The sequence below is a fragment of the Novosphingobium sp. SG754 genome (assembly GCF_013149315.1).
Lineage (GTDB): Bacteria > Pseudomonadota > Alphaproteobacteria > Sphingomonadales > Sphingomonadaceae > Novosphingobium > Novosphingobium capsulatum.
In genome coordinates, this window is sequence record NZ_JABGCC010000001.1 from 710,389 (window position 1) to 723,088 (window position 12,700).

A 12,700-nucleotide genomic window follows, 5' to 3' on the forward strand; every position below is an offset into this window, starting at 1 on the left:
GTGGAACGCGCCAGCTTTCCGCCGAAACCGAACGACGGGGGCTGCGTTAGGCAGGCATGATCGATCCTTCGAACCCTTCCGATGCCACCGCCGGCGCGGCTGTGTCGCGCCGCGGTTTTGCCACGATGGCGCTTACCCTGGCAGGCCTGGCGGCGCTGCCGGCGCGGCTTTTGGCCCAGGGCGCGGCGGGCAATTTCGGCCCGGCCCAGCCATTTTCATGGGATATTCTGGTGGCCCGCGCTCAGGCGTCCGCGCGCCGCCCCTATGCGGCCCGCACCGCCTCGCGCCGGGCCGCGCCGACATTCGATGATGCCGCGCGGCTGACCTATGGCGAGGCACAAAGCCTGCCGGGCCACGTGCGCCTGTTTCCCACGCGGCTGGAAACCGCGCCCTTTGCCGTGGGCATCAACGTGGTCTCGGCCGGGCAGGCGCGCCCGCTGATCAACACGCAAGGATTGTTCGGCGCGGCGCAGAATGTCGATCCCGCCGGCTTTCGCGTGATGCATGCCGATGGCCATGGCGATTGGCTGGCGTTCTTGGGCGCATCCTATTTCCGCGCGGCGGGCGAGAAAGACCAGTACGGCCTTTCGGCGCGGGGCATTGCCGTCGATACCGGCACAATGCCCGGGGCGGAGGAATTTCCCGAATTTACCGCGTTCTGGATCGAGGATCTGGGCGGGCCGGAAGGGCGCCAGCGCCTCGTGATCCATGCCCTGCTTGAGGGGCCGTCGCTGACTGGGGCCTATGCCTTCGATACCCGCCAGACCGAGGCGGGCGTGGTGCAAGAGGTGAAATCGGCCCTGTTCCTGCGCAAGGACGTGGCGCGGCTAGGCATCGCGCCGATGACCAGCATGTTCTGCTTTGACGAGGCGACCAAGATGGATCGCCGCGACTGGCGGCCCGAAGTGCACGATTCCGACGGCTTGGCCATCTGGATGGCCGATGGCGAGCGCATCTGGCGCCCGCTGGAAAACCCGCCAGAGCCGCGCACCAACACCTTTCGCGCCAACTCCCTGCGTGGCTTTGCCCTGGTCCAGCGGGATCAGGCGTTCGATCACTATCAGGATGACCTGGCCTTCTACGATCGCCGGCCATCTTTGTGGGTAGAGCCGCAGGGTGATTGGGGCGCGGGTGCGGTTGTGCTCTATGCCTTTTCGACGATCTCGGAAAACGTCGACAATGTGGCGGCTTTCTGGCTCAGCGATCGGCCGGCCAAGGCCGGCCAGCGCCAGGATTTTGCCTATCGGCTGACCTGGACCAACCGCGATCTGGCCGCCAATGCCAATGCCCGCTGCATCAAGGTGTTTGCCGGGCCGGGCGGCGTGCCGGGCGGTGATCCGATCCCCGGTGCCACGCGCTATGTCCTCGATTTCCAGGGCGATTCTCTTGAAGGCCTTAACCGCAGCAGCGGTGTCACGGCCGAACTGGACTTGCCGCCAGAGGCCGTGCTGCACAAGGCGGTCGGCCCGGTCGCCGGGCGGGAAAAGCAATGGCGCGTGACGCTCGATATCAAGACGCAGGGGCTCGCCGCGCGTGAATTTCGCTTGTTCTTGAAGCGCGGCGGCGGCGCGCTCAGCGAAACCGTGATCAAGGCGATCCAGCCATGACGGACCGCGCTGCGCCAGGTGGCCAGCCGCCGCTGCTCCCGGCCGAAGCGCCGCTCGACATGCCGGTGCAGCGCCTGTTCGGCAATGCCCCGGCACGGCGCGAAGTGGAAACGCGCCCTCACGGCCTGCTGGTCAAGCGCTGGCTGCTCATCGCGCTGACGGCGGTGTTGGGCCTTGCTGCGTCGAGCGAGGTGCGCGTCGCCTTTTCGCGCGATGGCCTCAATGCCATCGAGGTGGCGCTGCTCGTGTTCTTCGTGCCGCTGTTCAGCTGGGTGGCGTTCGGCTTTGTCAGTTCGACGATCGGCTTCATCCAGCTGATCAGCGGCGCGCATCCCGGCTTTGTGCCGGTGCCATCGCCCGCTGCCAGCCTGGCCCATCGCACTGCCGTGCTGATGCCGGTCTATAACGAGGATGTCGACGCGGTGTTCGCCCGCGTAGAGGCGATGGCCTTCGCCATCGATCGGTCGGGCGGGGCGCCATGGATCGATTTCTTCGTGCTCAGCGATTCCAGCGCATTGCATGGCAAACGCGAAGAGGCGGCGTGGGCCGAACTGGCCGCGCGTGCGCCGATCGCGGTCTATTATCGCCGCCGCGAGGAAAACACCGCCCGCAAGCCCGGCAACATTGCCGAATGGGTCCGCCGCTTTGGCGGGGCCTATGAAAACATGCTGGTGCTTGACGCCGATAGCGTGATGACCGGCGACGCCATCATCGGCTTGGCCTCGCTCATGGAGGCACGGCCGTCGATCGGCCTGCTCCAGACCGTGCCGATGATCACCAATGCGCGCACCCTGTTCCAGCGCTGGATGCAGTTTGCCAGCGAGGCCTATGGCCCGATCGCATCGGCCGGGCTGCTGTGGTGGAGCGGGGCAGAGGCCAATTTCTGGGGCCACAACGCGATCGTGCGCACCCGCGCCTTTGCCGAAAGCTGTGGCCTGCCCGATCTGCCGGGCAAGCCGCCGTTCGGCGGCCATATCCTCAGCCACGACATGGTCGAATCCGCGCTATTGCGGCGGCGCGGCTGGGCCGTGCACATGGTGATGATCGGTGGCAGTTATGAAGAATATCCGCCCACCATCGTCGATCATGCGCTGCGCGATCGCCGCTGGATGCAGGGCAACCTCCAGCACTTGCGCCTGATCGGTGCCTCGGGCCTCGCCAGTACCAGCCGGTTGCACCTGCTGATTGGCGCCTCTGCCTATCTTACCTCGCCGGGTTGGCTGCTGCTGCTGCTCGCCACGATTGCCCAGGTGGCCATGGCGCGCATCGGGGGCGGCATCGAAGGCAATGTCCTGATGACCGTGCCGCCGGGCGTTCTGGCGCTTACCGTGCTGCTGCTGTTCGGGCCAAAGGTGATGGGCCTGGTGTGGATTCTCGCCGACGCACGGCGCTGCGCGGCCTTTGGCGGGCCGTGGCGCGCGCTCCGCTCCGTCCTGGGCGAGCTGGTGCTGTCCACCCTGTTTGCGCCGGTGTCGATGCTCTTGCAGATCAAGGCATTGCTTGGCCTTCTGCTCGGCATTCCTTCGCAGTGGAACGCGCAAAACCGCGATGCTCAGGCCATTGCCGTGCGCGCGATCCTGCCGGCGATGCGCGACCATATCCTGCTCGGCCTGGCGTTTGCCGCCACCGTCTGGCTCGATCCCGTCACCGCGCTGTGGCTCTCGCCGATCACGCTGGGCCTGTTGACCGCCCCCTGGCTGGTCAGCCTGACCTCGCGCGAGGATCTGGGCGAAGCCGCCGCCCGACGCGGCCTGTTCCGCGTCCCCGCCCGCACCATGCGCGTGGGCCGCGCCGAAGTGCCCGATCCAGCGGCCGAGGCCGCGCCGGGTGGCATGGGTTCAGCGCAAGCGCAGCCGGTTTCGGCGAAGGCGCTGGGTGCGTAAGATAGAAGTAGGCTATATGGCTTGGGAAATCGCAGCATATAGCTGAAGTTGATCGACCGTTTTTCCACGCATCGCGCAAAAGAGGAAGCTGGACCCCGGATCAAGTCCGGGGTGGCTGTAAATTTTTACGTCGCTTATATTTTCTCGTCACCCAGGACTTTATCCGGGAGCCAGCTTGAAGATGCGACTTACAAATCAGGCATTGAAGTGAGTGAAATTTTTCTGATTTTTCTGCGTCATTTTCTTTTTTTTCGAACGCTTATGCCTGATCCGCGTGAGGACGTCATACCCGCTTCGCCGTTGCTAATCGCCTGGATTTCTCGTTACTGCGAGCCGGCTGATCCCACGAACGCTGCTGCGGCTGAACGCAAGCGTATCGCCGCTTGCTCAGCCGGCTTGTGGTTGTCTCGGCTTTGGAATGATTTCACACGAAGGCACGAAGAAGCCTCTTGTTATCTACCTTTGTGGCTTCGTGGCTTCGTGTGGAATTTTAGAAAAAGAGCGGCCCCGGCGATGGCGCGCCAAGTTCTTACAGCGTGCCGCCTCGCGAAGCCGACTGAAACGTCCGAGATTGGTGGGGAGCCACCATCAAAGTAGTGCCTTCGCTACATCCAGCAAAACCATCAGAATGATTCCAACGTACAAGACGAGCAAAGCACTGTACATTCCGCCAGTTATCCAAAAATTGGTCGGTGAATCTGCCCGAGATACCCTTGCACCTCTCTGCGGCATGATACCTGTTTTGAGGCCAACAAACAGTTGCCATCCAACAATTTGAGGGATGAAGAGAAAGCTCGTGCCTCCGACGAAAGCTCCCAATTGCTGAGGAAGCCAACCCAGAAATATCCACGGCAGAGCAGCAGCGATCAGCATCGCCGCCAAGAGGGCCAGCTTCTGTTTACCGTTCCATTCCCACCAAAGCATAATAGCAAAATACCAAACAAATTTATGTCGGCAACTGGGCGCAAACTGTCGTTTGGATTTATCCGCCAACGCAGTGCGCGATGGTGTGGCGCGACCTGTGTTTGCCAAGCGATCATTCGATCGCGCCGCTTTCTGTGCCTTACGCAGCAATCGGCTGTCACAGCGTTCCCCGGCTGCCCGTTAGTCCCGTTGCCTTAGCCTCGGCCCTCACTCCGCCGGCTGTGTCGAAAACGCCGGCTCGGGCATGACGCTGCCCAGTGCCATCGCCGGGGAAAGCTGCAAGGGGGGCAGACGACGCACAGGGCCGCGCCATGGGGTCAGGCGGGGCACGATCGGGCGCAGGGCCAAGGCGGCGCCGGTCAGGATGGCAAAGTCCGTTCCCGGATCGCAGGTGGGAGAGGACAGCGAGGCGACCACGGCATCGACCACCGCTGCCCACGCGCAGGCCGCGCCGGTGGACAGCGCCATGTCGGGCGAGGGGACATAGGTGGACAGCCGCGTCGGTTTGAACGCGCTGATCATGTGCACGATCATCGCCGTCGCGCCGATCAGGCCGGTGCAGCCGAGCACGGCGGTTGCCAGGCTGGACGAGCGGAAGCTGCCCGGCCCGATGCCGATGCCATGCGTGGCGACAAAGGCATGCCAGCCCTGCCAGGCCCAGAAGCCGCGCTGTTCGCCAGACAGCGATTGGCCCTTGTCCACCGTCATGTGGCGCAGCAGTTCCGCTGCATCGTTGACCAGAACCGGGTGGGCGATCATCAGCCCGGTGATCAGCACGATCATGGCCAGGCCCGCGCCGGCAATGATCAGGGCGCGATCGGCGGGCATGGCGCCCGGCAGCAGCAAGCTGCGCCCCAGCACCAGCGCGCCATAGATGCCCAGGCCGACATAAGCCGTGGTCGCCGTACTGCACAGCAGCGCCGCTGCCAGCACGAAGGCCGCCGGCCCTGTGTAGCGGCTGTCTACCCGGCGCAGCCAGCATTCGAACAGGAACACGAACCAGTTGATCCCAAACCAGGCAAAGCCCGATGCCTCTGGCCACAGCCCGGCCATGCGCACGAACCCGCGATAGCTGTGATCGAGCTGGGCATAGGATCCGTTGCGGAACAGGGCGAGCACGGTGTCCACCGGCGTGCCCTTGGCCGCCACGCTGAGAAAGCCGATCAGGCCGTGGACCAGCCCGGCGATCGCCATCGTCCGCACGAACACGCGGCGCCCGCGCTCCTTGCTGCACACCACGTGCGCGGCAATCGCGGTCAGCAGGGTGCCGACCAGATAGACCGTGGTGGTGATGTTCTGCGCCGAAAAGCTCAATGGGCGGGTGGAATAGATATAGGCGCGCATGGAGATATAGCGCGCTTCCACCTTGCCGCGCATCGGGGTCACGTCAATCTGCCCGGCGAACAGGCGCGGGCCGATAAATGCCAGCACCGCGCCATAGAGGATGAACGTCGCCAGCCAGATATTGGCCCGCGCCGCCTGGCCCACCGCCATGCCATTGCCCGCGCCGGGCACCAGTAGGCGCAGCGCCATGAACACCAGGGCAAACTGCACCGGCGGGATCGACGACCCGCCCAGCATCGGCAGCACGATCGCCGCCGAGCCGCCAAACAGCGTCGAGACCAAGAGGAATGCGAACATCGCCTCGATCGATCCGGCAAGGAACAGGCTGAGGCCCAACAGCACCTGGATCGCGCCGATGAAGGTCAATTGCATCGCAGGCTCCGCACAAGCAGGACGATAGAAACGGAAGGGAACGGCGCCATCATGGCCGGATGAAATCGGGCGCGCAGCGCACCGCCTTGGCAAAGCTGGCAGGGTTGCCGCGCCACACCTGCGCGGCGGGAATATCCTGGGTCACCACTGCGCCGGCAGCGACCACGGCATGATCGCCGATGGTCACGCCCGGCAGCACGATCACCCCGCGCCCCAGCCACACATTGCGGCCGAGCCGGATCGGCGCCACGCGCACGCCGTCGCCCTGGTGCACCGGGTGGTGGTTGGTATCGCACAGCACGCAATCGGGGCCGATGCGGCAATGCGGGCCGATCTCGATCGCGCTGTGGCAGATCAATTGCACCCCGGCGTTAAGAAAGGCGCGATCCGCCAGCGTGACCAGCGCGCCGCGCGCCACTTCGATGCGCACCGGCGCCACATCACCACGCAGGTTGACCCGCGCCCCGATGCGGATATGGCCTTGGCCGATTAGGCGCGGACGATGGCCGTGCACGAAAAAGCGATGCCCAGGCACTGTGCCGCGCCGCCGCAGCGCGATGCGGGTGGCCAGCGTGGCTAGGCGATTGCGCGGCTGGAGCGCGGCGAGCCAGCGGGCCAGTCGGCCGCTGGGGCCAACCACGGGCGGCGCATCAACCGCAACGCGCGGCGTAGTTTGCCAGTCTAGTGGGCCTGCCGCAGGGGGGAGTGGCAAGGCCGGGGGGTCATGATCGGTCGAAGCGGGGGCGAGATGCGTGGCCATGGGTATCCCCTGGTCAGAAAGTGGCAGACGATTTCACAAGCACGATGACAGTGGGACGCCGCACCCTATTCCAGCGCATACAACAGCCCCTGGTCGAACCGGTCGGGCGCAAAGCGGCGGGCATCGGCCATGGCGGCGGCTGGATCGAAATGCGGCAACCATGCCTCCATCGCTTCAACCCCGGCGATCAGCGAGTCCACGCTTTGGCTGGCAAAGAACTGGCCCGTCAGGTCTTGCGTCACGCTGTCGAGCGCACCGCCCCCGGCATAGGCGAGCACGGGCCGGCCCGAGGCGATCACCTCTACCGGGACGATGCCGAAATCCTCTTCCGCCGGAAAGACCAGGGCGCGGCATTGGGCATAGGCGCGGCGCAGCGCGGGGAAGGGCAAGCGTGGCAGGATCGTGATGTTGGGCCCGGCGCGGCGGCGCATAGCCGCGGCCAGCGGTCCATCGCCCACCATCACCAGCGGCAGGCCCAGCGCGTTGAACGCATCGATCGCCAGGTCGGGCTGCTTGTAGGGCACCATCTGCCCTACCCAGAGATAGGCCGGCCCCACCGCATCGGCGCGATCGAACAGGTCGATCTCTACCGGCGGATGCACCACATCGGCCTCGCGCCGCCAAGCCTTGGCAATGCGCCGCTGGATAAAGCGCGAATTGGCCACGATGCGATCCACCCGCGCGGCCGAGCTGGCATCCCAGGCGCGCAGGCGATGGCACAGCAGCGGCATCATCGTGCGGCTGACCATCCCGGCGGCATCGCGATAATCGTGATAGTGGTCCCACAGATAGCGCATGGGCGAATGAACGTAGCTGAGATGCAGGGCATCGGGCGCCGTGATCACGCCCTTGGCTGGGCCGCTTTCGCTGCTGATCACCAGGTCATAGCCGCGCATGTCCAGCTGCTCGAGCGCCATGGGCATGAGCGGCAGATAGCTTTGATAATGCCGCCGTGCGCCGGGCAGATGCTGGATGAAGCTGGTCGTTACTTTGTGGCGGCGGATCGTGTCGGAAACGGCTGTCGGGTCATACACGTGGGTGAAGATATCGGCCTGCGGAAACAGGCGCAGCAGGCGTTCCAGCACGCGCTCCCCGCCGCGCATCGTCACCAGCCAGTAATGCACGATGGCCACGCGGGCAAAGCGGCGGCGTGGGTCTGCGCTTGGATGGACCGCTGGGATCGCCGTGCGCTCTGGCTTGGCGGGCAGCACCAGCCGCGCACCATGGTCCTCGCGTCGTCGCGCCGTTTCCGGCAGGCGCAGTGGCAAGGCCGGCACGTCGGCCGTGCCGAATTTGCCCGGCGCGGTAACAGCCACCGCCGTGTCCGCAGGCGCAATGGATCGGCCCGCCGAGCGCCGCCGCTCAGGCATAATAGCTCTCATAGCTGCGGTAGAATGCGGTTTCGCCATAGTCGAAGCGCGGCTGCTTGCGCATGTCCACGCGGGTGAGCGCGACGCCGGCCAATTGCACGCGGTCAATCGGCAACAGGCGCAGCGCGGCGCGCAGGGCCTGCTCCGGTGTCTTGCGCCAGCGCACCACAAAGACCGAGGCATCGGCCTTGCCCAGCAAGAGGCGGGCGTCAGCGATGGGCAGCACCGGCGCGGTATCGATGATCACCGCATCGAACCGTTCGCGCGCCGTGGCGAGCAGGCGATCCATTTCGACCCCGGTCATCAGTTCCGCGCGATCACCCGCCTCGGCGCAGAGCGGCAGGATCGAGAGACCCGTGCCAGGATCGACAACCAGCGCATCGTCGAGGCTGGCCGTGCCGTGCAGCACTTCCATCAGGCCAGGGCGCCCTTCGCCCCCGCGCAGGAACCGGCTGACGCCCTGGTGGCGTAGATCGCCGTCGATCAGCAGGATGCGGTCACCTGCCGCCGCCATCGAGCGCGCCAGGCAGATCGACGTGGTGGTCTTGCCTTCCTCGGGCAGGGCGGAGGTGATGGCAATGATCCGCGCCTCGGTGGTGTTCATCGCGATCGAGGCGCGCAGCGAGCGGAAGCTTTCGGCAAAGACTGAACGCGGATCTTCCAGCAGGGCGCTGGCCGGCACCCGTTCCCCGCGTCGTGCCACCGATTGCAGCGTCGGGATGGCGCACAGATAGCGCACGCCCATGCGCTCTTCGATATCCTCACCCGTGGTCAGGCCGGTAAAGGTCATTTCCGCCAGGAAGGCTGCGGCGATGCCAAGGCCCGTGCCCAGCGCCACGGCCAGCACCGCGTTGATCAGGATGTGTGGGCTATTGGGATGGCGCGGAACATCGGCGCGGTGCAGCATGTCGGCATCGGCCTGCTCGGTGCCTTCGCGCGCGGTCAGTTCCTTGAAGCGGTTGAGATAGCTTTCATAAAGCGCGTTGGAGGTTTCGGCGCGCTTCTGCAGATCGTCGAGCCCCACTTGCGCCGCGTTGTTCTGCGCCAGTGCCCCGCGCGAGGCATCGAGCGAACCGGCGAGCGAAGCCAAGCGTTGCTGCGATACCCGTGCCTTGGCCTCAAGGCTGGCCATCACGCGTTGGGTTTCGGCGGCGATTTGCCGGTTCACGGCATCAAGTTGCGCCTTGGAGCGCAGCACTTCGGGATGCTGTGGACCATAGCGTGATGACATGGCGGCAAGTTCGGCGGCAAGGCTGGCTTGCTGTGCGCGCATCTGGCCGATCACCGGCGAGAGCGAGGCTTCGCCCACGCCGCCGCTGCCACCGGCCTGCAACTGGCGCTGCGCCGCTTCCAGGCGGGCGGCATCCTCGCTCGCCTGTGCACGGGCAGCGGTCACTTCCTGGTTGTACGACGAGATTTCCTGCTCGGTCAGCGTGCCCTGCGTGGTGCTGAGCAGGTTATGCGCGATGCGATAGCGTTGCACCGTCGCACTATCGGCCAGCGCCTGTTGGCGCAGTTGTTCCAGCCGGTTGGCGATCACCCCGGTGGTTTCGCGCGCGCCGCTGCGCTTGTTCTCCAGCGCGCCCAGCGTGTATTGCTCGGCAAAGGCGTTGGCGATGCGCGCGGCTTCCTGCGGGTCGCTGCTTTCAAACGTGATGGCGATGCCATAGGTCGTGCCGATGCGCTGCGCCGCCACGTTCTTGGCCAGGTAGGCAATGGCCGCCTCGCGCGCGCTTTGCTGGGTGCCGGCAGATTTGGTGTTGGCGGCTTTCCCTTCGTCTGGCGACGGGGCAAAACGCGGATCGCGCGCCAGGCCAAGGGCATCGGCGACCGCGGCCGTGTTGGTTTCCGAGGTGATTACCGAAACCTGCGTATCGACAAAGCTTTCGCTGGGAATGGCGGGCTGGTCGGTGCGGTCGTTGGTGCTGGTCGGCGCGACCGGCTGCAACTTGCTGTTGAGCGTGACTTCGGCGCGAGCCTGATACGTGCGCGGCTGCAACGCCGTGATGACCATGCCAATCGCCAGCACGCCCAGCAAAACGCCCAGGAACACGCCGATGCGCCGGCGGAACATGGCCATCAGCCGCCGCAGATCGATTCGGTCGGTTGCCGCCGCGCTGTTGGCCCGTGGCTCGGCCGGCGTGGCCGGCACGATGCCGGCTGGCGCGCGATAAAAGTCGATTGCGGTGTTCACCATTGCCCCCTTCGGCCAAGTCAAGCTCTGCACCCGGCGCGCATGGCGGCGGCGCCATTGGCACCCCAGGCCTTGCCCGCTCCCGGTATGACCTCAGCCTGTGGCGGTTCGCCCGCGCAAGGAAGGCCAAGCATATCCGCAGCGGAGCAATAGCGCGGCACCGCTTGGCACCCCTTGCAGCCGGCTGATCCGGGCCCAGGAGAGGGGTGCGGCGGGTGGCGCAGGCCGGGTGGCAATCGCGCCGTCGGCTATCGGTAAATCCGCGTATGGCACCGGAAAAATGCGTAGGATTTGCCCGCATATACGGCGCGCTGGCCGGTTCCGCCCGATGGCCATCGATTAGGCATGGCCAAGCCCGCCGCCCAGCCTAACCGGCGATTCCGATCATTCCGGAAAGCCTCCAAGTCGGAGTTTTCATCCCGGGCCGCTGCATTGTCTTCGCAAGGGCGCGGCATAGAACAACCGGGAAACGAACGCACACGGAGGGTGTAACGTGATTCCCCATATCGATCATGGTCTCTCGCGCCATGCTGCCATGGCCCGGGCGGCCCGGCCCGCCATGCTGGCGGCCGTGCTGGGCTTCGCCCTGTTGTTGCCGGGGTGCGCGGGCACCACGGCACAGCCACTATCGGCAGTGGACCGCGCCACCGGCCTGGCGGGCTATCGGGTGGGCGCGGGTGACAAGCTGCGCATCACCGTGTTCAACGAGCCGACGCTGACCGGCGAATACAACGTCACCTCCACCGGGGCCGTGGCCTTTCCCCTGATCGGCGTGGTCCAGGCGGGAAACCACACGATCGATGACGTCACGCGCGAGATTACCGGTCGGCTGTCGGGCGCCTATGTCAACGATCCGCGCGTTAGTGTGGAAGTGCTCAACTACCGCCCGTTCTATATTCTGGGAGAGGTGAACAAGCCGGGAGAATATCCCTATGCCTCGGGCATGACGGTGGAGCAGGCCATCGCCAAGGCCGGCGGATTTACCTATCGCGCCAACGAAAAGACGGCATTCCTGCGGCGGCAGACGACTTCGGCCGAACACAGCGTATCGCTGCGCAGCGGCGCGCCAGTGGCGGTTTTGCCCGGCGACACGATCCGCGTCGGTGAGCGCTATTTCTGAAGCGGACCATCTGACCACAACGCCGTGCCACCCCGGCCGGCCGGATCGTCGCGCCGGCGCTTGGGCCAGAGCAGACGATCCGGGGCGGCCTCGCGCTGGAGGACGGCTGTGGAGTGCAGCGTGGGGGAGGGGCTACTTCTTCGCGCCGACCACTGCCCCGACGATGGAAATGTCGCCGGGTGATACGCTGGCGCCGGCATAAGGATCAGGATTGTGGCCCTTGATCGCGAACGTATAACCCATCTCTGCCGCTGATGGCCCGAAGAAGGCACCGTTGAATGCGCCGCTGGCAAAGTAGTTGGTGCCGCTGGTGAACGTACCGGCAAACTGGTCTTTCGCGATCGTGCCGCTGCCGCTGTAGACGCCTGCGCTGCCTTCGGTGGGATTCCCGACCGCGCGGAGGGACAGGCCGGTGCTGACCGTGCCCTGGGCGAAATCGGCCGTGAACGTTGCCGTCCCGGTGAGGTCGCTCAGTGTGGCCGGGGCATAGTTGTATGCCAGCATCGTGCCCGAAACGGTGGTGGCATAGGTGGCCGAACCGCTGGTGGGCATACCCTTGCTGCCCGACATTTCGCCAAATACGTAATAGCGGATGTCGGTCTGGTCGGCGCTCGCGTCGACGTGGGTCCATTTGCCAAAGCTGGTGTAGCTCAGGCTGACAGGGGCGGTTGCCGTATTGCCCGGCTGCGCATTGCCATACAGCGTCAGGGTGTCGCCACCTTTGTTGAAACTCGTAGTATAGTCGCTCGACGGCATCTTGTCGGCGGCGGTGAAGCTGGCCGAGGTGCTGCCCGCCTGCACGGTATAGGTTCCCGTCGCGGCGTCATAGGCGATTGTCGTGGCTGCGTTGACGCTTGCCGTGGTGGCGGGCGTCACTGCCAGTGGCTTGCTGAACTGGCTGCCGAATTGGCCGCTGCTCAGGCTGCCGGTGTAGGTTTGCGTGGCCGTCGCGGCGGAAAAGGTGCCCGAGGTGCTCTGCGGAAAAGGCTTGCTGGCCGATACGGAATTGACCGGGCCATCACCGCCGCAGGCTGCGAGCAATCCGCATGCCAGTGGAACAGCCATGCGAATGGTGCGAATTGTATATGCCATCGTTTCGATCGGTCCCGCAAAAGTTGTCTTGCGT

Annotated in this window: 10 protein-coding genes; 4 read left to right on the forward strand and 6 right to left on the reverse strand. The window is 65.4% G+C overall.

Annotated elements, in window-relative coordinates; translation table 11 throughout:
* The first annotated feature begins 56 nt into the window (after positions 1-56).
* From FHW97_RS03330 to FHW97_RS03340, 3 genes are read left to right on the forward strand one after another with little or no spacing between them, the layout of a single operon-like run.
* Positions 57-1,607, forward strand: coding sequence for a glucan biosynthesis protein (locus FHW97_RS03330; protein ID WP_253941531.1), 1,551 nt, complete (start codon positions 57-59; stop codon positions 1,605-1,607).
* Positions 1,604-3,490, forward strand: a complete 1,887-nt coding sequence (gene mdoH, locus FHW97_RS03335) for a glucans biosynthesis glucosyltransferase MdoH (protein WP_171797957.1) — start codon at positions 1,604-1,606, stop codon at positions 3,488-3,490. The genes FHW97_RS03330 and mdoH overlap by 4 nt, the downstream gene beginning before the upstream one ends.
* Positions 3,491-3,538: 48 nt before the next feature.
* Complete coding sequence (locus FHW97_RS03340; protein ID WP_171797958.1) at positions 3,539-4,087, forward strand: hypothetical protein; 549 nt, start codon at positions 3,539-3,541, stop codon at positions 4,085-4,087.
* On the opposite strand, the gene FHW97_RS03345 is transcribed toward FHW97_RS03340, so the two are convergent.
* The 5 genes from FHW97_RS03345 to FHW97_RS03365 form a co-directional block, all read right to left on the reverse strand.
* Positions 4,079-4,483, reverse strand: coding sequence for a hypothetical protein (locus FHW97_RS03345; RefSeq protein WP_171797959.1), 405 nt, complete (start codon positions 4,481-4,483; stop codon positions 4,079-4,081). The two genes, FHW97_RS03340 and FHW97_RS03345, sit on opposite strands and share 9 nt — an antisense overlap.
* Before the next feature lie 138 nt (positions 4,484-4,621).
* Positions 4,622-6,130, reverse strand: coding sequence for a hypothetical protein (locus FHW97_RS03350; protein WP_171797960.1), 1,509 nt, complete (start codon positions 6,128-6,130; stop codon positions 4,622-4,624).
* A 49-nt stretch (positions 6,131-6,179) separates the two neighbouring features.
* Positions 6,180-6,890, reverse strand: coding sequence for a DapH/DapD/GlmU-related protein (locus FHW97_RS22260; protein ID WP_171797961.1), 711 nt, complete (start codon positions 6,888-6,890; stop codon positions 6,180-6,182).
* 65 nt (positions 6,891-6,955) lie between these two features.
* Positions 6,956-7,993: a glycosyltransferase gene (locus FHW97_RS03360; protein WP_171798198.1), complete on the reverse strand. Its 1,038-nt coding sequence runs from the start codon at positions 7,991-7,993 to the stop codon at positions 6,956-6,958.
* Positions 7,994-8,252: 259 nt separating this feature from the next.
* Positions 8,253-10,457, reverse strand: coding sequence for a polysaccharide biosynthesis tyrosine autokinase (locus FHW97_RS03365; protein WP_171797962.1), 2,205 nt, complete (start codon positions 10,455-10,457; stop codon positions 8,253-8,255).
* 490 nt (positions 10,458-10,947) lie between these two features.
* On the opposite strand from FHW97_RS03365, the gene FHW97_RS03370 reads away from it, so the two are divergent.
* Positions 10,948-11,574: a polysaccharide biosynthesis/export family protein gene (locus tag FHW97_RS03370; protein WP_245652518.1), complete on the forward strand. Its 627-nt coding sequence runs from the start codon at positions 10,948-10,950 to the stop codon at positions 11,572-11,574.
* 132 nt (positions 11,575-11,706) lie between these two features.
* On the opposite strand, the gene FHW97_RS03375 is transcribed toward FHW97_RS03370, so the two are convergent.
* Positions 11,707-12,666: a transferrin-binding protein-like solute binding protein gene (locus tag FHW97_RS03375; protein ID WP_171797963.1), complete on the reverse strand. Its 960-nt coding sequence runs from the start codon at positions 12,664-12,666 to the stop codon at positions 11,707-11,709.
* Positions 12,667-12,700: the final 34 nt, after the last annotated feature.